Here is a 21076-nt window from a genome sequence, read left to right on the forward strand (position 1 = left end):
AGTGTTCCTGCTGCCGTCCACCATGGCGCTCTACGCCGCGGTGAATGGGACGGCCTGGGACCTGCAGGACCTCCAGGACCTGGATGCCTTCCCCTCGCAACTCCTGGGCCCGGCGGTATCCGCCTTCTTCGTCGCCACCTCTCCCGTCCGTCTGGCCATCGCACTGCGGGCCGACGCGACTCACCCCATCGCACACGTCCCGCTCTTCGAGCTGGACTGTGCGCTGCTCCGCTAGAACTCCGGCCGATCGGACCCGTTAACGGCGATCCATCTCGCCATTCCATCCATTCTTAACGGCAGCTTGGCTGCAAGATCAGGAGACAGCAACATGGCACGTGCAGCGGAACAGGAAGTCATGGACATGGTGGTCCGATTGGTCTCCGATGACCACCTCGCGGTGGACTTCGAGCTGGGGCTTTGCCGCTTCTGCAATGCCCGCATCGAGTCCTGGGACCCGCGTGACCTGGAGAAACACCGGCCTGAATGCCCCTGGGATGGTGTCCGCAGGAGATTGGGACTGGCATGAGCCCACGGTGGAGGGACGCCGGACCGGCGTCCCTCCGCCGAACCGACAGCCAGGGGTAGGCCAGCCGTAGGCTAGGATAGTGGCGTGGCCGACCTGCTGCGGATCCACAACCTGAACGTCCACTTCGTCTCCCGTAATGGCCCGTTGCCGGCGGTGCGCGATGTCTCGTTCGACATCGGGAGCGGGGAATCGCTGGCCCTGGTGGGAGAATCGGGTTCCGGCAAATCGGTGACCGCGCTCTCCATCATGCGGCTGTTACCCCCGCAGGCCCGTCTCAGCGGGGAGATCCAATTCGACAAGCAGTCGCTGCTCACGCTCTCCGACCAGGAGATGCGCCCCTTCCGCGGCGCGCGCATCAGCATGATCTTCCAGGAGCCTATGACCGCGCTGAACCCTGTGATGCGGGCGGGGGAGCAGGTGGCGGAAGCAGTGCTGACCCACGGCCAGGGGCGGCAGGTCTCGAGGAAGGTGGCCTGGGAGCGCGCCGTCGAGGCGCTGGGCGACGTCGGCCTGCGCGATCCAGAGGGCAGCGCCCGCGCCTATCCCCACCAGCTTTCCGGCGGACAGCGGCAGCGGGTGATGATTGCCATGGCCATCGTCAACCGCCCCCAGTTGCTCATCGCCGATGAGCCCACCACCGCGCTCGATGTCACCGTGCAGGCGCAGATCGTCGGGCTGCTGCGCCAGCTGCGCCAGAGGTTCAACCTCTCGCTGCTGTTCATCTCCCACGACCTGGGCCTGGTGGCGCAACTGGTGGACCGGGTGGCGGTGATGTACGCCGGCTCGATCGTGGAACGCGGCTCGCTGCGCGACATCTTCCATCACCCCGTCCATCCCTACACCAAGGGCATGCTGGGGGCGGTGCCGACGCTGCGCACCGAGCGCGCACTGCCTTTGCGGACCATCGAGGGCGTGGTTCCCTCGGCCGCGGCCATGCCTCCGGGCTGTCCCTTCCAGCCGCGCTGCGAGTTGGCGCAGCCGCAGTGCAGCGACGGGCTGCCTCCTCTGCTGGAGGCCGGGCCCGGCCATGATGCTCGTTGCCCGGTGGTCATCGAACGCCAGTGACGGCCCGAAATGGTCCGGGTCGCTTAATCGGGCGACTTCGTCTATCATTCCGTGCTTCCCCCGAGTCTGAAAGGATACGGAGTGAGGCCGGCAGCTCGCGCATGCGCGTACTCCTGATCAGCGACATCCATTCGAACCTTGAAGGGCTGCAGGCGTGCCTGGCGGCGGCGCCCAGTTGCGACCTGGTGGTCAACCTGGGCGACATCGTCGGGTACGGCGCCAGTCCCAACGAGGTCACCGACGAGTCGCGCAAGCTGGGCGGGCTGTTCGTGCGCGGCAATCACGACAAGGCTTGCACCGGCATCATGGGCGTGGAGGCCTTCAACCCGGTCGCCGGCCTGGCTGCCTTGTGGACCAAGAAAGTCCTGACCCCGGAAAACCTGGAGTTCCTCAAAGACCTGCCCCACGGCCCCGTGCCGCTGGACGGCGTGGCCGATATCCAGCTGGTGCACGGCTCGCCCCTCGACGAGGACGAGTACATCATCGTGCTGCGCGACGCGGTCGAGCCGCTGATGCGCGCCACCGTCCCCCTGACCTTCTTCGGACACACCCACATCCAGTGCATGTTCTCAGTCAAAGCCGGCAGGCTGGAGATGATGCGTCCCATGTACCGCACCAAGGACGAAGTGGACGCTTATGAAGTGAAGCTGCAGAAGGGCGTGAAATACCTGGTGAACCCGGGTTCGGTGGGCCAGCCGCGCGACGGCGATCGCCGCGCCGGGTTCGCGGTCTTCGACACCGAGGATTACACCTTCACCTTCCGGCGCGTCCCCTACAACATCGAGGGGGCGCAGAAGCGCATCATGGAAGCCAAGCTGCCCGACCGCCTGGCCACCCGGCTGGCCGACGGCCGCTAGTCCGGACCCCCCGCTCTTACAAACCGCATTCCGCCCGAGGAAAGCTGTTCCCGGGCGGCCCTGTTGGCCAGCTTGTCGCAGCGGATGTTGTCGGCGTGGGTGGCGTGGCCGCGCACCCACTTCCAGGCGATCTCGTGGGCGCCGATCAGCGCGTCGAGCTGCTGCCAGAGTTCCTTATTGGCGATGGGGACGCGCCGCGAGCCTTCCTTGCGCGTCCAGTCGTGGGCTTTCCACCCTCGCAGCCACTGGGTGATGCCCTTCTGCACGTACTCGGAATCGGTGTTCAGGGTGACTGCGCACGGCTCCTGCAACGCGCTGAGCGCCTGAATGACCGCGGTCAGTTCCATGCGGTTGTTGGTGGTCTGCGGGTCGCAGCCGTACATTTCGGCGACCTGGCGGCCAAAGCGCAGCACGCAGGCCCAGCCCCCGGGCCCGGGATTGCCGATACAGGCGCCATCGGTCGTGATGGTCACGGCCTTCATCCGGCGATTACTTGCTGAGCTCTTTCTTGACCGTGTCGCTGACCAGCTTGCCGTCCACCCGCGCCCCGGCGAAACGGGCCATCACGTTCTTCATGACCGCGCCCATCTCCTTCATGGTCGGGGCGCCCATCTCGGCGATCACCGCCCGCACCGTGGAGACGATCTCCTCCTCGCCCGCGGCTTTTGGCAGATAGCCTTCGATGATGCGGATCTCGGCGCTCTCCTTGTCGGCCAGTTCCTGGCGCCCGCCCTTGGTGAACTGCTCGACCGAATCCTTGCGCTGCTTGATGAGCGTGTTGAGCACCGCCATGGCCTCGGTGTCGGTCAGGGGCTGGCGCTTCTCGATTTCCTTGTTCTTGAGCGCCGCCTTGACCATGCGCAGGGTGGAGAGCCGCAGCTCCTCCTTGGCCTTCATGGCAGCGACCATGTCCTTCTGGACCTGTTCCGGGATAGGCATGGCGGGAATTATAGATGGCAGGAGGCAGGAAGCAGGAGGCTGGGACCGGGGTGATTGCCTCCGCTGCACTCGCGGGGTATGATTCGCCCCAGTTCCCGGTCACTGCGCAGGATGGCGGCTAGCGACAGCGGGTCAGGAATAATCCCATGCTCCGTAAATCGCGTCTTTTTACTCCCGGCCCGACGCCCTTGCTGCCCGTCGCGGCCCAGGCCATGGCCTCGGCCGACATCCATCACCGGACAGCTGACTTCCGCGCCCTCTACCAGCGCGTGCTTTCCGACCTGCGGGTCTTTATCGGGACCGGCAATCCGGTCGTTCTGATGGCTTCCTCCGGCACCGGCGCCATGGAGGCGGCGGTCGCCAACCTGACCTCGCCCGGAGAAAAGGTGCTGGTGCTGACCGCGGGCAAGTTCGGAGAGCGCTGGCGCGCCCTGTGCAAGGCGTACGGATGCGACACGCAGCAGGTGACCGCCGAGTACGGCCAGGCCATCCCGCTGGAAGCGGTCCGCGGCAAGCTGACCCCGGAGATGCGCGTGGTGTTCGTGCAGGCGACGGAAAGCTCGACCGGCGCGCGCCATCCCATCGCGCAGATCGCCCGCCTGGCGCGCGAGAACGGGTCGCTGTTGGTGGTGGACGCCATCACCGGCCTGGGGACCACGGAATTGGACGTGGACGGCTGGGGCGTCGACGTCATCATCGGCGGCTCCCAGAAGGCGCTGATGATCCCTCCCGGGCTGGCCTATTGCGCGGTCAGCGAGCGCGCCTGGCAGGCCATGGAAAAGAGCAAGAACCCGCGCTTCTATTTCGACCTGCGCAAGGAGCGCGCTGCCGGGGAAAAGGGCGAGTCCGCCTTCACCCCCGCCATCGCCTTGGTGGCGGCGTTGGGGGCCGCGCTGGATTACATCCGGGCCGCGGGCAGCGGCGACCTGGCCGCCGGGCGTGATGCCCTGATCCACAACGCGGAAACCGCCGCCGGCATGACCCGCGCCGCCGCCCGCGCCCTGGGTCTGCAGCTCTTCGCGCCCGACGCTCCCTCCAATGCACTCACCGCCGTCGTCCCCCCGGCCAATGTCGATTCCGGGGTGATCGTGAAGGACTTCCGTGAGCGCTTCGGGGCCGTGGTGGCCAACGGACAGGGGGAGATGAAGGGCAAGATCTTCCGCATCGCCCATATCGGCTACTACGACTATCTCGACACCATGGGCATCATCGGGGCGCTGGAGCACGTGATCGCCAAAGTGACTTCGCCCAAGCACGTGGAGTTCGGCGCCGCGCTGCGGGCCGCGCAGGAGGTCTACATCCGCGCCGCCACCTCGGCACAGTCGCTGGTCGCCAGTCGCTAGAGTCCCAAATCAGGCTTGGCCAGCGACTAGCGACCAACGACTAGCGACCCTGAGTTCGTTACGCGCTACAATTCTTTTCTTCAAATGAAGATCCTGATCGCCGAGAAGATCGCCCCCGCCGCCGTCGATCTGCTGAAGCAGGAGGCGCGCTGGACCGTGCTCACCCACGAGCAACTGGACGGCAAGCTGGCGCGCGAGCTGGAGAATGCCGACGCCCTCATCGTCCGCTCCGCCGTGCAGGCCGACGCCAAGCTGCTGGAGCACGCCAAGCAGTTGCGGGTCATCGGACGCGCCGGCGTGGGCGTGGACAACATCGACCTGGAAGCCGCCACCAAGAAGGGCATCGCGGTGATGAACACGCCCGGCGCCAATGCCGTCGCCGTCGCCGAGCACACCCTGGGCCTGATGCTGGCCCTGGCCCGCCACCTGACCCGCGCGGACGCCCTCACCCGCGGCGGCAAGTGGGAGAAGAAATCGCTGCTGGGCAGCGAGCTGCGCGGCAAGACCCTGGGCATCGTCGGGCTGGGGCGGATCGGCGTGGAAGTGGCACGCCGCGCCGGCGCCTTCCAGATGAAGCTGATTGCCTACGACCCCTACGTCTCCGCTACCACCGCCCTCGACGCCGGGGTCACCATGGTGGCCACGCTGAACGAGCTCTACGACACCGCCGACTACATCACCCTGCACCTCGCCCTGACCCCGCAATCCAACCGCATGATCGATGCCAAGGCCATCGCCAGAATGAGGCCTGGGGTGCGCATCATCAACTGCGCGCGCGGGGAACTGGTGGACGAGGCCGCGCTGGCCGCTGCCCTCAAGTCCGGCCAGGTGGCCGGCGTCGGCATCGATGTCTTCACCCAGGAGCCTCCCGCCGACAGCCCGCTACTCGCTCTGCCCAACGTGATCGCCACACCCCACATCGGGGGCTCCACCCGCGAGGCGCAGGACGCTGTGGGCTACCAGATCGCGGTCCAGGTGAAGGAATTCCTCAAGCATGGGGTCATCCAGAACGCGGTGAACGTGCCCTCGGTGACCGAGGAAGAGTACGCGCAGATGCAGCCCTACATCGTGCTCGCCGAGCGCCTGGGCTCATTCTTGGCCCAGGCCACCGAGGGTAACCTGCTGGAGATCTCCATCCGCTACGGCGGCCCCATCGCGGACTGGAAGACCGACCTTATCCGCAATGGCGCCATCAAAGGCATCCTCAACCAGATGCTCTCCGAGGGCGCGAACCTGGTGAATGCCGCTTCCATCGCCGGCGAGCGCGGCATCAACTGGGGAGAGGTCAAGAAAGCGAAGGCGGCCAATGGGGGCGCCGCCAACGTCCTTTCCATCCTGCTGCGCAGCACCCGCGAGGAGCACCTGGCCAGCGGCACCGTGCTCCACGGCCGTTTCCCGCGCCTGCTGGGCATCGACGGCATCGACATCGAGGCCCCACTGGAACACAACCTGATCTACCTGCGGAACCGCGACGTCCCCGGCGTGATCGGGAAGATCGGCACCATCCTGGGCAAGCACCACATCAACATCGCCAACTTCTCCCTGGGGCGTCGCGAGCATGGCCGTCCGCCGGAGGCGGTGTCGGTGGTGCACGTGGACAGCACCGTGCCGGAGAACGTGCTGGCGGCGCTGCGCAAGGTCGAGGCCATCACCCAGGCCAAGGCCATTCGCCTGTAGGGACGCGAAATCCGTTGACCAATGGGCCTTCCGGACGCATACTTGCGACCCTAATTTCCGCCAAGACCAGGAGTCCGCACATGCTTCGAGCCATTCGCTGGTTTGTGCTCCTCTACGCCTGCGCCGCCGTGGCCCAAACCACGGCCACGCCACCCACCTTCCATCATGTGCTTGGCCTCGAGGGCGCCAAGCAGGGCGCAAAAGGGACCGTGGCCATCACCGGTGGCGCGCTCGTGTTCACACCCGCGAGCGGCGCTGCCCTCAAGCTGCCGGCTGGCAAGATCCAGGACATCTCTATCGGCAACGACAGCAAGCGCACCCTCAGCGGTATTGGCCAGGTGACCATGCTCGCGCCCTACGGCAGCGGGCGCATCCTCAGCCTTTTCCGCCAAAAATTGGACGTCCTGACCGTGGCCTACCGCGACGACAACGGGGGCCTGCACGGCGCCATCTTCAGCATGAGCCCGGGACAGGCCGTGCCCCTCAAGAAAGCTCTGCTCGAGGCCGGCGCCAAGAGTTCTACTCCGCTGGAGGAGCCCAAGCCGGCTAAGGCCAAGGGCTCCGCGTCCCAGAAGACCGAGCCCGCCGCCAAGAAGGAGGACAAACAATGAAGCGCGCACTTCTGATCGCATTCGTGCTGGCCTCGGCCGTGCTGCTCTCGGTCCAGGCAGCCCCACAGGCGGCCTCGACCGAGAAGAAAGCAGCCGAGCCCGCCGCTTCCACCCGCAAAGTCCGGCCTGGGAAGCTGAAGATGTTCTCCTCATCGTCGATCCAGGTGCTCGAATTCCGGTCGGTGAATGTCAAGGTGCCGGCGCAGTTCGAGATGGCGATGTATGAGAACACCATCGACGAAGTGGAGAAACTCGGTAAGTTCAAGAATGTCTATCGCGATGGCGACAAGCGGGCCGATGCCGATCCGGACGTGGTCAAGCTGAGGATCAGCATCGTGAATTTCAAGGAAGGCAGCGCCCGCAAGCGCCAAGTGACCACTGTGGCCGGCGCGACCTCAGTGCGTGTGAGCCTTCGCCTCGAGGACCCCAAGGGACCGGCCCTGGAAAAAGAGGTGGAAGGGGCAGTGAATCTCATGGGGGAGAACCTGACCGTCACCCGCGACCTGGCGAAGAACATCGCCGTGGTGGTAGACGAGCACTTCTAGCCTTCGTCCTGCTGGGTAACGGCGCGGAGCCGCTTGGTCTCCGCCAGCAGTCCCATGCTGTGCATCAGGTTCTGCAGGGTGACGATGCCGACCAGGCGCTCGTCCTCGACCACGGGGATGAGCGTCATCCCCTTCTTGGTGATCTTGCCAAAGGCGGCGGCCAGGGTCTCGCTGCGCTGCGCCACTTCGAAGGCCCGCATCATCACCGCCTGCACGTAGCCGTTGCCGCCGCTGCGCAGCGCTTCCAGCAGCTTCTGCCGGGAGACGATCCCCACCATGTCGCTGCCCCGGACCACGGGGAAATCGTCCTGCAGCGTGTGCACCGCCTTGGCCAGCGCGTCTTCCAGGGTGTCGGCGGGAGAGAGCGTGGCGAAGTCGGTCAGCATGACGTCCTCCATCCGCACGTTCTCCAGGATAGAGTGGAACAGCACGCTGCGCTCTTCCAGTTGTGCGGCCACGAACAGGAAGAAGCCGGTCAGGGTGAACCACACGTTCCACACGAATCCCGCGAACATGAACAGCATGGCGAAGCCCTGGCCGATGAAGACCGCCCGCCGGGTCGCCTGCAGGTAGTCCATGTGCCGCGCCAGCACCGCGCGCAGCACGTGCCCGCCATCCATGGGATAGGCCGGCAACAGGTTGAAAGCCCCCAGGAAGACGTTGATCCACACCAGGCTGCGGGGCAGGTTCGAGGAGTGCACCAGCGGCATACCCAGGATATTGGCCTGGGGATAGAAGGTGAGCACGGCGAGCGCCGCCACCGCCCCCAACAGCAGGTTCACGAGGGGCCCGGCCAGGGAGATGCGGATCTCGCGCACCGGGTCCATGCCCCGCGGGCCCGTCGACTCGTCCATCTGGGTGACGCCGCCGATGGGCAGCAGGGTGATCGACCGCACCGCGATGCCGCTCCGCGTGGCTGCCAGCGCGTGCCCCAGCTCGTGCGCGATCACCGAGGCAAAGACCACCCCCACCAGCGCCAGGCCCCGCGCCGGTCCGGGGCCGGTCTTGCCCCCCCATTCCGTCATCCACACGAAGAGCAGCAGAAAAAAGAACGTGAGGTGGATACGGAGGTCGATACCGAACAGCCGCCCGGCCGGGATGGACCAACTTCTCATACGGTGGAGAGCCTTCCTCCCTCGATTGTATAACTGTCTTAGACGCTGCTCCGTAGCGGCCAGTTTCAAACGAAGTCGTGGCCCCGCCGCCCTCGGCTGCGAGCGTCCCCCAGGGACGCCATGAGAGAACGATCAAGATGAGGATCATCGCCGGCCAATATCGCAGCCGCCGCCTCAAGTCCGTCCCCGGCGCCGACCTGCGCCCGACCTCCGACCGGCTGCGCGAGACCCTGTTCAACGTGGTCGCCGCCCAGGTGCCGGGCTCGGTCTGGCTCGACGTTTTCGCCGGCACCGGGGCCGTCGGCATCGAGGCCCTCAGCCGCGGCGCCCGCCAGGTCTACTTCGTGGAGTCGGCCACGTCCGCCGTAGCCCTGGTCCGGCAAAATCTGGTTTCCCTCGGCATTACTCAGGGATTCGAGCTGCTCGAGCGCGAAGCTGCACCGGCGCTCCGCCGGCTCGATTCCCAGGGGGTCGTGTGCGACTTCTGCTTTCTCGACCCCCCGTATCGCTTGCACGGACTCTATGAGAAGACGCTCACATTCCTCGCGGCCTCGCGCCTGCTCACGCCCGCGACCACCGTCATCGCCGAGCATGACAAGCACTTCGACCCCGGCGACCGCTTCGGCGCGCTGGTGCGCTACCGCAAGCATAGGCAAGGCGATGCGGTCTTAAGTTTTTACAGGATCAGCTAGCCGTGAATGGAGTCATCCTGAGGGCCTTCAGGCCCGAAGGATCTCGCGCGCATCGGAAAGAAGCGGTGCTGCACGCCAGATGCTTCGCGGCTGAAGCCGCTCAGCATGACGCCTACATAATGATCTCTTTAGCCTGGCGGACGATGGGATGCTGCATCACGTCGAGCTCGGCTTTCACCATGTTCAGCCCGACCACGCAGCGCTCGAATTCCTGTGACAGCTTCTTGAACAGGGGCGCGACCTTGGCGTACTCGAAGAACTCGAACTTGGAGACGATCCAGTAGCTCTCCTTGCCCGCGCGCATGAAGTCCACAAAGTTCTCCAGCCGCTGCCGCCGCAGCCGCCAGTGGTTGATGCTCTCCGGGAACATCCCGCTGAAGAACAGCGAATAGTCGCCAATGTGCTTGCGCACCTGCCGCTCGCGGTCGAAGGATGGCGCCGGCCCATAGACCGGGTTCGATTCCAGCAGCATCTCGCCCAGGTCGTGCAACGGGCGGCCGGCGGCGTCCCGGATCTTGTGCAACTGCGCGCTCTCGCAGAACTCCGTCAGCAGGTTGGCGACGTACGAGCTCACCTCGCCGTCGTGCAGGCCCACAAACTCCTCGAAGTTGCGGCGCACCAGCTCCAGGAACAGCCGGTTCAGCGGATGTGATTCCGGGATCATGCTGCAATTCACCTCTCCCCACTCCGATGGCGCTGGTGTTACGCGATACTTAACCCACTTTGCGGACAGGTACAAGTAACTTTCGTGCACCGTGGCCGGCTGCTTTTCGGAGGCTACTCATTAGAACCCGCGACCCGCGCGCCGGTTTCCCCCACTGCGTTTTTCGCACTCTCGGGGCGTGACTGCTGCCAGGCAACCCCCGTCCCTGTGCGACAATTGCGCCCATCCTGAACGAAGGACTTCCCGGCATGCAACGACAAAACATCTCCTCCGGTACACCTTGGGAACCTGTGGTTGGGTACTCTCGTGCTGTCCGGATCGGTGACCAGGTGTTCGTCTCCGGCACCACCGCCATCGGCCCGGAGGGCAAGCTGGTGGGCAAGGGCGACGCCTATGTCCAGGCCATGCAGATCTTCAAGAACATCCAGACGGCGCTGGAGAAAGCGGGCGGCAGCCTGCGCGACGTGGTGCGCACGCGCATGTTCGTCACCAACATCGCCGACTGGGAGAAGATCGGCAAGGCCCACGGCACCATCTTCCGCGACGTCCGCCCCGCTGCCACCATGGTCGAGGTCAAGCGCCTGATCGACCCCGACATGCTGGTCGAGATCGAAGTGGACGCCGTGCTCTCGTCGTGAGCGGTGATCTCTCGTCGAGGGGATCTCGTGGCAGGGTTGTGTCCCGCAGATTAAATTGTGCCGGGAAGCCTTGACACCCCGCTCGCCATGGGCATAATGCGGAATCCCCCGGGGTGGGGTCAGGAGAGGGCCCGATGAGTATCCTGAACTTGTGTGATCAGCCGGTAGCCAGCGTGTCGCTGGGCGCGACCTGCGCCGACGCCATCAACGTGATGCTCGAGCGCCGCGTGGGCGCGGTCTGCGTGGTGGACGGCGACGGCCGTCCCGCCGGCATCTTCACCGAGCGCGACGTCCTGCGCAAGCTGGCACTCAGCGGCCTCGACCCCAAGGCGGTCATGGTGCGCGATTACATGACCAGCAGCCTCGACCTGGCCACGCTCAAGACCACGCCCGGCGAGGCCTTTGCCGCCATGATCCACACCCACTACCGCCATCTGCCGGTGGTCAACGAGCAAGGCGTGCTGATGGGCATCCTGTCCATCCGCAACCTGCTGCAGTCGAAGATCGACGAGCTCACCCAGCAGCTCGACTCCATCGAGATCGCCATGTCGAACGACGCCCCCGGCGGCGACTAGGGCGCAGCTCAGAAGGCCTTCCAACGAAGTTGTAGCCCGCTCGCCCACGAGCGGCCCTGTACTATTTCTTCTTGCTGGGATCGTCCGCGGGATTGACGTAGATGAACTGCACCGGCGCCATGCGCGAAGCCGTGAGGCCAGTTCGTGTTCCGAAAGCAGAACAAAACCGCCTGGGTCGCTGACAAGCTGTTAAGGCTGAGATAATGTCGGCCTGCCGGGCCGGCGGCCGCTTTTTCCGTGGAGGTTCCCATGAGCAACGACATCGTGATCGGCATTACTTTCTCTGACGGCGAGCTGGTGGTGTTCGATCCCACCGCGGGGACCGTCTTTCCCACTCCGGTCTCTTTGCCCCTGGACCACGGCGAATTCCGCGGCCTGGCTTTCGACACGCAGCACCACAAGCTCTATGCGCTCACCCAGGTGGGGCACTGGCTCTACTCCATCAACCCGGCGTCAGGACAGATCACAGACCTGGGCCAGCTCAGCGTCCCAGGAGCCGACATTGGCGGATTGGCGTATCAACCCTCCTCCGGCTCCCTGTTCACGACCACAAGCGGATCAGGAATGACGCCGACCAGCCGGATCGTGCGCATCAACATTGCGACCAAACAGGTGGTTCCCGTCGCCCCGTTGCCCGATGGCTATGCGGGAAGCCTGGTGTGGGATGCCGCGAGCCAGACGTTCCTGGGATACACCGTGCCCCAGAGCGGGAGCTCGACCAGCCCCGCGCTTACCTCCATGTTCCGCTACGATCCCGCGAACCAGCAGGTGTCCATATTGTTCACCCTGCCTTACCACACGGTGATGGGCCTGGCGCCCTCGAAGAACGCGGGTCGGTACTACTCCTGGGTGAATGCCGCGACCCACTTTTACGTTGAGGTGGATCCGGCCAACGGGAATGTCGTTCAACTGGCCAACAGCGATGCGGTCGGCGTCACCTCCGATGCCATGACTGCGGTCAAGAGGAAGTCCTTCCACCTGCGCCGGCCCGCGAAGCCACGGAAGGGCTCGGCCAAGCCAAGGCATCGTCGTAAGTCGTGATGACTCGGTATCCTCTGTGGTGAGTCTTTCACCCGCCTACTTCTGCTGCAGGGACTGAACGTAGCTGCTTAGATTGAAGACCCGCTGTTGAACCTCGCTCTGATGTCCCTCGCTCATCTTCCAGAAGATCTTGCCCCATACCGGCATTTCCTGCGACCCATGTGCGGTGACGGCCGCCTTGCCAGTGAGGACAGCGCTGAAATGGTCCCTGGGGAACTTGCCACCGTTCTTCTTGGCGAGCAGCGTCAGATCGGTGGGAGTGGACTTCAATGCCGGGGCCGCCGGGCCTTGACCCCTGCCGTCCTTGCCGTGGCACGAAGCGCAGTAGGTTTGGTACATCTCCTCTCCCGAGCTGGCGGACGTGTATTCCGCTGGCACCTTCTTCACCTGGGGCTTGGCAGCTTCCTGGGCCATGACCGCGGCCCCCAGCGTGATGAGCAGAATGATGGCTGTTTTTCGGTACATGAGAAAGCCTCCATACATAGATGACAACCATGAGACGTCTGCAGCCTTCCAAATGCGGTGACAATGGTCACGACGTAGGGTGACTCGCGCGCGGGACTGCGTATGATAAGGGACATCGCGGGACAGTGCGTTAGATTAGGTCGGGAACATCGCATGACTGAGCCGGGGAAGAGTGCGGCCCAGAAAGGACGCCCACATGAGGAGCTTGTATCAGCCGGAGCGGGTCGCTGAGGTAAAGCAGCGCATCGCCGGCCTGAAGGCGGACAGCCCACGGCAGTGGGGCAAGATGAATGGGGCGCAGGCCCTGGCGCACTGCTCGGCGGCCATGGAGATGGCGGTGGGCGTCAGCAATCCTGCGCGTATGTTCATCGGCCGGCTGCTCGGGGGCATGGTCAAGTCGCGCGTGCTCAAGGACGAGGGGCCGATGCAGAGAAACGCTCCCACCGCGCCCACCCTGGTCGTCGCCGATCAGCGCGACCTGGAAAAGGAAAAAGAGCGCCTCATCGGGCTCATCGACCGCTTCGCCTCCGCAGGACCCCCGGGATGCACCACCCATCCGCATACCTTCTTCGGCAAGCTGACGCCGGAGGAATGGGCGCGGCTGATGTACAAGCACCTCGACCATCACCTGCGCCAGTTCGGCGTCTGACCGGCGGGCGGCCCTCGCCACCGCCTCTGTGCTGTGGTTAGAGGCGCGTTGCTATAATCAGAGATTGCCCCATGCGCAAGAACAGGCTAGTGCGTTCGACGACGGTGCTGGCGGCAACGTCGAGGAGTAGGTAGGTTGACTCGCTGGCTCTGGAGGTAAGAATGTCACGGCGCTGGTTCTACTACTTCCTGTTTGGCTGCATCGCCTCCATCGCCGCTCTCGCCCAGACCCTAGCACCGCCGGTGCCTCAGCGCTTGGTCATTCATTCCCATGTTCTGAATGAAGATCGTGTGATCTGGGTGCGGATGCCCGCTGCGGCGCAAGGGAAGAAGGAAAGCTACCCGGTGCTTTATATGACGGATGCCGGCACCAACATCAACGAGATTGGCAGCACCATCGATTTCCTCGCCGACGCCAACTTCATGCCGCCACTCATCGTCGTCGCCATCGCCAACACCGACCGCAATCGCGACCTGACCCCCAGCCATGCCGGCGTGAAGCATTCCGATGGTACGGTCGACCCAGTGCCCACCAGCGGCGGCGCCGACAAGTTCCTCGACTTTATCCAGACCGAGCTGGTCCCTGAGATCGAGAGGCGGTACGCGACCCTTCCCTATCGGATCCTCACGGGGCACTCACTGGGTGGTTTGTTCGCTATCCACGCGCTGATCAACCGTCCTGAGCTGTTCAACGCCTGCATCGCTACCAGCCCGAGTCTCTGGTGGGACGACTTCCGCACTCTGCACCAGGCCCAGGAGTTTTTCGCGAAACAAAAGGAATTCAAGAAAGCGCTCTTCTTCGCGCTCGGAAACGAGGGCGGGAATATGAACGAAGGATTTGAGCGGCTGCAGAAGACGCTGAGCGCGAACCTGCCGAGAGGTTTTCTTGTAAAGTCGGCGCGCTATAGCGACGAGGTCCACCGCTCGACCGAACTCTTGGGCCACTATGGCGGCCTTCGCGCCATCTTCTCCGGCTGGCAGGCGCCCCTCGATCCGAAGACGGACATGCCGATTGGTGGCCTCGAGGGGGTCGAGCAACATTACCGCGCGCTCTCAGATCGCTTCGGGTTCAGGGTTTCCGCTGAAAAGGAGATCAACTCACTCGGCTACGCCCTGTTGGGGGCCAAGAAGATCGACGAAGCCTTGGCGGCTTTCAGGCGCAACGTGGAACTTTATCCACAATCGGCAAATCCCTACGACAGCCTGGCGGATGGTTTCGAAGCCGCGGGCAAACCCGACTTGGCGGCACAGAACGTCGAGCAGGCGGTCGAAGTCGCGACCCGGACCGGCGACCCGTTGCTGCCGGAGTTCAGGAAGCATTTGGAACGCCTGGTGGCCGCTGGCAAGCCCGCGCCGGGGAAAGCCAAATAGATGCAATGACCTCCGACCATTCCGATGCTGACAAGCGGTAGAGGATCAGGCGCTTTTCGTTGGCTCCAGCATCCGATCCGCAGCCAGCGAAGCCCCGCTGTTATAATCAAGAATTGTCCTCATGAACAAGAAGCCACTGGTACGTTCGACGACGGTGCTGGCCGTGCGCCGCGACGGCAAGGTCGTGATGGCCGGCGACGGCCAGGTCACCATGGGCGAAGGTGTGGTCAAGCACACGGCCAAGAAGATCCGCCGCCTCTACCAGGACAAGATCCTGGCCGGTTTCGCCGGCTCCACCGCCGACGCCTTCTCCCTGTTCTCGCGCTTCGAGGGCAAGCTGGAGCAGTACCACGGCAACCTGGGGCGGGCGGCGGTCGAGCTGGCCAAGGAGTGGCGCACTGACAAGGCCCTGCGCCACCTGGAAGCGCTGCTGCTGGTCGCCGACCCGAACCAGACGTTCCTGATCTCGGGCGCTGGCGACGTGATCGAGCCCGACGAGGGTATCGCCGCCATCGGCAGCGGGGGACCGTACGCGCTGGCGGCAGCCCGGGCTCTCTACGAGAACACCCAGCTCCCGGCGCGCAAGATCGTCGAGGAGGCGATGAAGATCTCGGCCAAGATATGCATCTTCACCAACGACCAGGTGACGATCGAGGAGCTCTAGTCGCAAGTCGTGGGTCGCAGGTCGTGAGTCGTGGGCGAAGCAGGAGCGTCTAATAGCGTAGAGCTCAGAAAAGAATGAAATGTCGCAGAGTAACCGCAAACCTCATAAGCAGGTCTATCTTCTGTGGCATACAGATAAACATGGCGACGAAAAACTGCTAGGCGTATACGCGACGGAAAAGAAGGCGACCTCTGCGATCGGCAGGATCAAAGGTAAGCCGGGCTTTTCGGGTCCGGGCGGCGAATTCGAGATTGCGAAATATGAAGTTGACAAGGATTACTGGATTGAAGGCTTTGCTCGGCGCGACGGGTTCAGCCTCCCAGCGTGGTTTCACCCTCCTGACTCAAAAGAATGAATGCTGGGCAGTACTCGGTTTTGACTGGGTACTGAGTACCGGGTACTGAGTACTTCTTTATGGCTATCTATTTACCGGGAACGGCTGAGGAAGAAACGCTTTCGCTCGATGACCTGACGCCGCGCGAGATCGTCGCCGAGCTCGACAAGTACGTGGTCGGGCAGAAGGACGCCAAGCGCGCGGTGGCCATCGCCCTGCGCAACCGCATGCGCCGGCAGAAGCTCCCGCCCGAGCTGGCGGAAGAGATCCTGCCCAAGAACATCATCATGATCGGCCCCACCGGGGTGGGGAAGACGGAGATCGCGCGCCGCCTGGCCAAGCTGGCGGGCTCGCCCTTCCTCAAGATCGAGGCCTCCAAGTTCACCGAGGTCGGTTATGTCGGCCGGGACGTGGAGAGCATGGTCCGCGACCTGGTGGAGATCGCCATCGACATGGTGCGCGAGGAGAAGCTCGACGACGTCGCCGACAAGGCCGAGCTCAACGCCGAGGAGCGCCTGCTCGACCTGCTCCTGCCGCCGCAGAGCCCGATCACCGGACACGCGGCCGCCGCGGGCTTCGCGCTCGAGAACACTTCCGGCGAATCCTATTCCCGCTCGCGCGAGAAGCTGCGCCAGCAGCTCCGCGAGGGCAAGCTCGACGAGCGCATGGTCGAGCTCGACGTGCGCGAGAAGTCCTTTCCCGCCTTCGAGATCATCTCCAACCAGGGCGTGGAGGAGATGGACGTCAACATCAAGGACATGCTGCCCAACATCTTCGGCCAGCGCACCAAGAAGCGGAAGATGAAGGTCAGCGAGGCCTTCGATTACCTGATCCAGGAAGAAGAGCAGCGGCTGATCGACATGGAGCAGGTCACGCGCACCGCGGTGGAGCGGGTGGAGCAGTCGGGCATCATCTTCCTCGACGAGATCGACAAGATCGCCGGCCGGGAGAGCGGCCACGGCCCCGACGTCTCCCGCGAGGGCGTGCAGCGCGACATCCTGCCCATCGTCGAGGGCACCACCGTGAACACCCGCTACGGCATGGTGCGCACCGACCACATCCTCTTCATCGCCGCCGGCGCCTTCCACGTCTCCAAGCCCAGCGACCTGATCCCCGAATTGCAGGGGCGCTTCCCCATCCGGGTGGAGCTGCAGTCCCTGACCATCGAGGACTTCATCAAGATCCTCACCGAGCCCAAGTCATCGCTGGTGAAGCAGTACACCGCGCTGCTCGAGACCGAGGGCCTGAAGCTGGAGTTCACCCGCGAGGCGCTGGAGGAAGTGGCGCGCTTCGCCTTCCGGGTGAATGAGGGCACGGAGAACATCGGGGCGCGGCGGCTGCACACCATCATGGAGCGGGTGCTCGACGAGATCAGCTTCGGCGCTCCCGACCTGAAGGAAAAAGACGTGAAGGTGGACGGCGACTACGTGCGCCGCATGGTCGCCGACATCGTGAAGGACCAGGACCTGTCGCGCTACATCCTCTAGGCGACTTTCTTCACCGGCTTGCCCGGATACTTTCGGGGCTTGGCGTCCTCGGCGGCGTTCTTCCGCTCTTCCAGGCCGGCGGCGATCACGATCGCCATGATGACCACGAAGATGATGACCGCGGTGATCCCCATCACCAGGATCGGCATACCGCACCTCTGGCTGTAGCTTGGCGCAGCGGGGGACGGGTGTCAGTGATTGCGGTCACAGAGGACGGCCGGGTGCCTGCGGTCGCGGTACTCGTGCAGGAAGCGATAATCCCACAGCACGGCGGCGTAAGCGCGCGGCTTGCCTTCCTCTTCCGGCAGTTCGGTGCGCACCACCGTGCACGAGCACAGGACGGTGCTGTGCTCCTGGCCGGTGATCTCCTTGGGCATCTCCAGGATGAGCTCGATGGAGGCGTTCTCGCGCACCGGATTGTCGGTGCGGAACAGGACCCCGGAGTTGCTGATGTTCTCCGCCGTGCCCGCCAGCCAGTCCTGGGTCCCGCGCTCGCGGAAACGCATCTCCGTGTTCTGCAGCTTGAGACGCCGTGCCCGTGGCGTCCAGGTAGGCTTCCGGACCGGCCGTGGCCCCTTGCGCGCTCCTTCCATCACCCGCTCGGCGAAGCGGCCGGCGGTGATGCGCTCCGTCCGCCTCATCCTTTTCCAGTCGTAGGCCCACTCGTCGCCGCAGAGCAGGCAGACCTGGTAATAGGCGCCGTCGGACCAGCGGCGCGGCCAGGAGAACTCGTGCGAGCAGCGCCCGATGATGTTCATGAGTGTCCGGCCCATCGCAGCCTCCCTACCACCAGATGCAGTCATAACCCACAAGGGCGGGAAATCGTAGATACCAAGAGGTCATGGCAATTGGTACCTTTGGCCGGATGAACCATTTTCCAGGCAACTTGGCGGCGACTGGCGGGGTGCGACGGGTTGCTGGTAGGCTGGTGCGCTTCATGAAATCCGCACAAATCCTCCTGACGGCGCTGGCGCTGCTGGCGGCGGTGTCCTGCGGCACGCCGGGCGCGCCCATGCCGCCGTCGCTGCACCTCCCGCAACCGGTGGCGGACCTGAAGGCCACCCGCAAGGGAGACAACGTCAGCCTTAGCTGGAGCGCGCCGACGCAGACCACCGACCGCACCAACATCAGGCTGCTGGGAGAGACGCGGGTGTGCCGCAGCGTCGGGCAGGCGGTGGTCGACGAATGCGACCATCCGCTGGGCACGGTGAGCGCAACCCAGGCCCCCGCATTCACGGACAGGTTGGCGAAGCCGCTCCAGGAGGAGAACCCCACGGGCTTTGCCACCTATGCGGTGGAGGCGCGAAACGACCGCGGGCGCAGCGCCGGCTTGTCGAACCAGGTGCGGGTGACGACCGCGCCCACCCTGGCGCCGCCGTCCGACTTCAACGTCCAGCTCACGCCCGACGGGCCTGTCCTGCTGTGGACAGGCACGCTACACACCCATGCCGACCCCGACCTCGGACACTTTTTCCGCGTGTACCGGCGGCCGGAAGGAGCACAGAGCGACACCATCGTGGGCGAGGTGAGGCTGCGCAACCAGCCCGACGTCGCGCTGGCCGACCGCAGCTTCGAGTGGGAGAAGACCTACCTTTACCGCATCACGGTGGTGACCACCTTGACTCGCGCCAACCAGGTGGTAGCGGAGGTGGAGGGTGACGATTCTCCGCCGCTGAAGGTCCTGGTCCACGATTCCTTCCCGCCGGCGGCGCCTGCCGGCCTGCAGGCGGTCTTCTCAGGGCTGGAACAACAACGGTTCATCGATCTGACCTGGGCCCCGAATACCGAGTCCGACCTGGCGGGATACAACGTGTACCGCCACCTGGGCAGCGAGGCGCCGCAGAAGATCAACCCGGAGCTGGTGAAGACGCCGGCGTTCCGCGATGCCCATGTGTCGCTGGGAGAGACCATTTATTACTCGGTTTCGGCGGTGGATTTGCGAGGCAACGAGAGCGGGCGTTCGGAAGAGGCGCACGAGACGGTGCCTCAGTAGTCAGGAGTCGGGAGTCAGGAGACGGGAGTCAGGAGTCAGTACCCGGTCGAGGGCGGCCGGGCTACAACTTCGTTAGTATTTTCCTATGCGATTCTGCAGGTTCCTAGCGAACGACGGCGCACGCTACGGCTTGATCGAGAGCCAGGCGGGGCGCGAGATGGTTGCGCCCATCGACCACACGTTCCAGGCAGCACCCAGGCGAACGGGCGCGTGGGTCGCGCTGGGCGAAGTGAAGCTGCTGGCGCCGGTACAGCCGGGCAAGCTGGTGTGCGTGGGGAGGAACTACCGCGAGCACGCCAAGGAGCTGGGCAACCCGGTCCCCGAGGAGCTGTTGACGTTCCTGAAGCCACCCTCGACCGTCATCGGGCCGGGAGAGAAGATCGTGCGCCCCGCGATCACCCAACGGCTGGACTTCGAGGGGGAGCTGGCCATCGTCATCGGGAAGCAGTGCCGGCACATCCGGGAAGGGGAAGACGTGCGACAGTACATCCGCGGCTTCACCTGCGCCAACGACGTGACCGCCCGCGACATCCAGAAAAAAGACGCGCAGTGGACGCGGGGCAAGGGCTTCGACACCTTCTGCCCGGTGGGACCGGTGGTCACCGACGAGATCGACCCCTGGAAGGGGGTGCGGGTGCAGACGCGGGTGAACGGGGAGCTGAAGCAGGACGGCAACACCGACCAGTTCATCTTCTCCATCGAGCAGATCCTGCGCTACATCACGCGGGTGATGACCCTGTACCCCGGCGACCTGATCCCCACGGGCACGCCGGCGGGAGTGGGGCAGCTCCAGGCGGGAGACACGGTGGAAGTGAGGATCGAGGGAATCGGGAGCCTTACAAACCCTGTCGTAGATGAGAGGGTCTGATTTGTGAATTGCGATTTGTGATTTGTGAAGAGGCACGATATGAGGGACAATTAACTTTCACAAATCACCAATCGCAAATCACAAATGCTGAATAGTCTTTAGTTCGCTATGAAATTCTTCTTGGATACCGCCAATCTGAACGAGATCCGCGAAGCCGCCGCGCTGGGCGTCCTGGACGGCGTGACCACCAACCCGTCGCTGATCGCCAAGGAAGGCAAGCCGTTCAAGGCCACCATCCTGGAGATCTGCAAGATCGTGCAGGGGCCGGTGAGCGCGGAGGTGATCGCCACCGACGCCGGCGCCATGTGCAAGGAGGCGCAGGAGTACGCCTCCTGGGACCCGCACGTGGTGGTGAAGCTGCCCACCACGCGCGAGGGGCTAAAGGCGTGCAAGTGCCTGTCGGAGCAGGGCATCAAGGTGAATATGACGCTGTGCTTCTCGGCCAACCAGGCGCTGCTGGTGGCCAAGGCGGGCGGCACCTATGTGAGCCCCTTCCTGGGACGGCTGGACGACATCGGGCACGTGGGCATGGACCTGATCCGGCAGATCGTCGCGATCTACAAGAACTATGGCTTCAAGACGCAGGTGCTGGCGGCGTCGCTGCGGCATCCGTTGCACGTCATCGACTGCGCGCTGGCGGGGGCGCACGTGGCCACCATGCCCGCCAAGGTGCTGGACCAGATGTTCAAGCACCCGCTCACCGACGTCGGACTGGCGAACTTCCTCAAGGACTGGGAGAAACTCCCGAAGGAAAGTCGATAGTACATAGCACATAGTCACTCGGCATGAGTTCACTTCGTCTCTATTCCTACCTTTTCGGCGGGGCGGCCGTACTTGCCGCCGGGGTCATGTACTGGGCATTGCGGCAGAGGAAGTCGCCGCAAGACGCGGAACAGAAGCGCCGGGCGCGGCTCAACATGTTCGGGCGGATCACCGACGGCACGGTGATCGACGTCAA

The 21076-nt window shown here is 64.4% G+C and carries 27 protein-coding genes; 20 read left to right on the forward strand and 7 right to left on the reverse strand.

All coding sequences use genetic code 11. The features are described 5' to 3' along the window. The 4 genes from VMS96_10500 to VMS96_10515 form a co-directional block, all read left to right on the forward strand. On the forward strand, positions 1 to 235 hold a 235-nt coding region (locus tag VMS96_10500), incomplete at its 5' end, for a hypothetical protein (protein ID HVP43853.1). A 93-nt stretch (positions 236 to 328) separates the two neighbouring features. Beyond that, positions 329 to 526, forward strand: coding sequence for a hypothetical protein (locus VMS96_10505; protein ID HVP43854.1), 198 nt, complete (start codon positions 329 to 331; stop codon positions 524 to 526). A gap of 84 nt (positions 527 to 610) precedes the next feature. Beyond that, on the forward strand, positions 611 to 1591 hold the full coding sequence (locus tag VMS96_10510; GenBank protein ID HVP43855.1) for an ABC transporter ATP-binding protein: 981 nt from the start codon (positions 611 to 613) through the stop codon (positions 1589 to 1591). Positions 1592 to 1692: 101 nt separating this feature from the next. After that, positions 1693 to 2448, forward strand: coding sequence for a metallophosphoesterase family protein (locus VMS96_10515; GenBank protein HVP43856.1), 756 nt, complete (start codon positions 1693 to 1695; stop codon positions 2446 to 2448). Here VMS96_10515 and rnhA read toward each other — a convergent pair. Both rnhA and VMS96_10525 read right to left on the reverse strand, forming a co-directional pair. Further along, complete coding sequence (rnhA, locus tag VMS96_10520; GenBank protein HVP43857.1) at positions 2445 to 2930, reverse strand: ribonuclease HI; 486 nt, start codon at positions 2928 to 2930, stop codon at positions 2445 to 2447. The genes VMS96_10515 and rnhA overlap by 4 nt on opposite strands. Positions 2931 to 2937: 7 nt before the next feature. After that, complete coding sequence (locus VMS96_10525) at positions 2938 to 3387, reverse strand: GatB/YqeY domain-containing protein (protein ID HVP43858.1); 450 nt, start codon at positions 3385 to 3387, stop codon at positions 2938 to 2940. A 146-nt stretch (positions 3388 to 3533) separates the two neighbouring features. On the opposite strand from VMS96_10525, the gene VMS96_10530 reads away from it, so the two are divergent. The 4 genes from VMS96_10530 to VMS96_10545 all read left to right on the forward strand — a co-directional run bounded on the left by VMS96_10530 (position 3534) and on the right by VMS96_10545 (position 7563). After that, positions 3534 to 4730, forward strand: coding sequence for an alanine--glyoxylate aminotransferase family protein (locus VMS96_10530; GenBank protein HVP43859.1), 1197 nt, complete (start codon positions 3534 to 3536; stop codon positions 4728 to 4730). 84 nt (positions 4731 to 4814) lie between these two features. After that, the gene (gene serA, locus VMS96_10535) at positions 4815 to 6407 is read left to right on the forward strand and encodes a phosphoglycerate dehydrogenase (protein HVP43860.1); all 1593 of its coding nucleotides are present in this window, start codon (positions 4815 to 4817) and stop codon (positions 6405 to 6407) included. Positions 6408 to 6487: 80 nt separating this feature from the next. Then, positions 6488 to 7018 (forward strand): hypothetical protein, encoded by a 531-nt coding sequence (locus VMS96_10540; protein HVP43861.1) that lies wholly within the window; start codon positions 6488 to 6490, stop codon positions 7016 to 7018. Then, positions 7015 to 7563: a hypothetical protein gene (locus tag VMS96_10545; GenBank protein ID HVP43862.1), complete on the forward strand. Its 549-nt coding sequence runs from the start codon at positions 7015 to 7017 to the stop codon at positions 7561 to 7563. Before VMS96_10540 ends, VMS96_10545 begins: the two co-directional genes overlap by 4 nt. On the opposite strand, the gene VMS96_10550 is transcribed toward VMS96_10545, so the two are convergent. Continuing rightward, positions 7560 to 8678 (reverse strand): M50 family metallopeptidase, encoded by a 1119-nt coding sequence (locus tag VMS96_10550; protein ID HVP43863.1) that lies wholly within the window; start codon positions 8676 to 8678, stop codon positions 7560 to 7562. The two genes, VMS96_10545 and VMS96_10550, sit on opposite strands and share 4 nt — an antisense overlap. A 77-nt stretch (positions 8679 to 8755) precedes the next feature. Between VMS96_10550 and rsmD the strand changes: the two genes are divergently transcribed. Continuing rightward, positions 8756 to 9370 carry a 16S rRNA (guanine(966)-N(2))-methyltransferase RsmD gene (rsmD, locus tag VMS96_10555; protein ID HVP43864.1) on the forward strand — a complete coding sequence of 205 codons (615 nt, stop codon included), beginning with the start codon at positions 8756 to 8758 and terminating at the stop codon, positions 9368 to 9370. Between the two features lie 112 nt (positions 9371 to 9482). Here the strand turns inward: rsmD and VMS96_10560 are convergent, their stop codons facing one another. Further along, a complete protein-coding gene (locus VMS96_10560; GenBank protein ID HVP43865.1) occupies positions 9483 to 10034 on the reverse strand; it encodes a hypothetical protein in 552 nt (183 codons plus the stop codon). Between the two features lie 248 nt (positions 10035 to 10282). Here VMS96_10560 and VMS96_10565 point away from each other — a divergent pair, with 248 nt between their 5' ends. From VMS96_10565 to VMS96_10575, 3 genes are all read left to right on the forward strand, one after another. Then, positions 10283 to 10672 carry a RidA family protein gene (locus VMS96_10565; GenBank protein ID HVP43866.1) on the forward strand — a complete coding sequence of 130 codons (390 nt, stop codon included), beginning with the start codon at positions 10283 to 10285 and terminating at the stop codon, positions 10670 to 10672. A gap of 134 nt (positions 10673 to 10806) precedes the next feature. Further along, positions 10807 to 11247, forward strand: a complete 441-nt coding sequence (locus VMS96_10570) for a CBS domain-containing protein (protein HVP43867.1) — start codon at positions 10807 to 10809, stop codon at positions 11245 to 11247. Positions 11248 to 11496: 249 nt separating this feature from the next. Further along, complete coding sequence (locus VMS96_10575) at positions 11497 to 12288, forward strand: hypothetical protein (protein ID HVP43868.1); 792 nt, start codon at positions 11497 to 11499, stop codon at positions 12286 to 12288. A gap of 36 nt (positions 12289 to 12324) precedes the next feature. Here VMS96_10575 and VMS96_10580 read toward each other — a convergent pair whose 3' ends face one another. Beyond that, a complete protein-coding gene (locus VMS96_10580; GenBank protein HVP43869.1) occupies positions 12325 to 12753 on the reverse strand; it encodes a cytochrome c in 429 nt (142 codons plus the stop codon). A gap of 196 nt (positions 12754 to 12949) precedes the next feature. Here VMS96_10580 and VMS96_10585 point away from each other — a divergent pair, with 196 nt between their 5' ends. The 5 genes from VMS96_10585 (at position 12950) to hslU (ending at position 17257) form a co-directional block, all read left to right on the forward strand. Then, positions 12950 to 13402, forward strand: coding sequence for a DUF1569 domain-containing protein (locus tag VMS96_10585; GenBank protein ID HVP43870.1), 453 nt, complete (start codon positions 12950 to 12952; stop codon positions 13400 to 13402). Positions 13403 to 13563: 161 nt separating this feature from the next. Next, on the forward strand, positions 13564 to 14772 hold the full coding sequence (locus tag VMS96_10590; GenBank protein ID HVP43871.1) for an alpha/beta hydrolase-fold protein: 1209 nt from the start codon (positions 13564 to 13566) through the stop codon (positions 14770 to 14772). Between the two features lie 121 nt (positions 14773 to 14893). Beyond that, entirely contained in the window at positions 14894 to 15436 is a 543-nt protein-coding gene (gene hslV, locus VMS96_10595) for an ATP-dependent protease subunit HslV (GenBank protein ID HVP43872.1), read from the forward strand. A gap of 79 nt (positions 15437 to 15515) precedes the next feature. Continuing rightward, positions 15516 to 15791, forward strand: coding sequence for a hypothetical protein (locus VMS96_10600; GenBank protein ID HVP43873.1), 276 nt, complete (start codon positions 15516 to 15518; stop codon positions 15789 to 15791). Between the two features lie 59 nt (positions 15792 to 15850). Then, on the forward strand, positions 15851 to 17257 hold the full coding sequence (hslU, locus tag VMS96_10605) for an ATP-dependent protease ATPase subunit HslU (protein HVP43874.1): 1407 nt from the start codon (positions 15851 to 15853) through the stop codon (positions 17255 to 17257). Here the strand turns inward: hslU and VMS96_10610 are convergent. Both VMS96_10610 and VMS96_10615 read right to left on the reverse strand, forming a co-directional pair. Further along, positions 17254 to 17406, reverse strand: a complete 153-nt coding sequence (locus VMS96_10610; GenBank protein ID HVP43875.1) for a hypothetical protein — start codon at positions 17404 to 17406, stop codon at positions 17254 to 17256. The two genes, hslU and VMS96_10610, sit on opposite strands and share 4 nt — an antisense overlap. 42 nt (positions 17407 to 17448) lie before the next feature. Then, the gene (locus tag VMS96_10615; protein ID HVP43876.1) at positions 17449 to 18030 is read right to left on the reverse strand and encodes a hypothetical protein; all 582 of its coding nucleotides are present in this window, start codon (positions 18028 to 18030) and stop codon (positions 17449 to 17451) included. Between the two features lie 164 nt (positions 18031 to 18194). Between VMS96_10615 and VMS96_10620 the strand changes: the two genes are divergently transcribed. The 3 genes from VMS96_10620 to fsa all read left to right on the forward strand — a co-directional run bounded on the left by VMS96_10620 (position 18195) and on the right by fsa (position 20880). After that, the gene (locus VMS96_10620; protein ID HVP43877.1) at positions 18195 to 19250 is read left to right on the forward strand and encodes a hypothetical protein; all 1056 of its coding nucleotides are present in this window, start codon (positions 18195 to 18197) and stop codon (positions 19248 to 19250) included. A gap of 85 nt (positions 19251 to 19335) precedes the next feature. Then, positions 19336 to 20118: a fumarylacetoacetate hydrolase family protein gene (locus VMS96_10625; protein HVP43878.1), complete on the forward strand. Its 783-nt coding sequence runs from the start codon at positions 19336 to 19338 to the stop codon at positions 20116 to 20118. A gap of 108 nt (positions 20119 to 20226) precedes the next feature. Continuing rightward, positions 20227 to 20880 (forward strand): fructose-6-phosphate aldolase, encoded by a 654-nt coding sequence (fsa, locus tag VMS96_10630; protein ID HVP43879.1) that lies wholly within the window; start codon positions 20227 to 20229, stop codon positions 20878 to 20880. Positions 20881 to 21076: the final 196 nt, after the last annotated feature.

It is taken from the genome of Terriglobales bacterium (genome assembly GCA_035543055.1).
In the GTDB taxonomy this organism is placed as follows: domain Bacteria; phylum Acidobacteriota; class Terriglobia; order Terriglobales; family Acidobacteriaceae; genus JAIQFD01.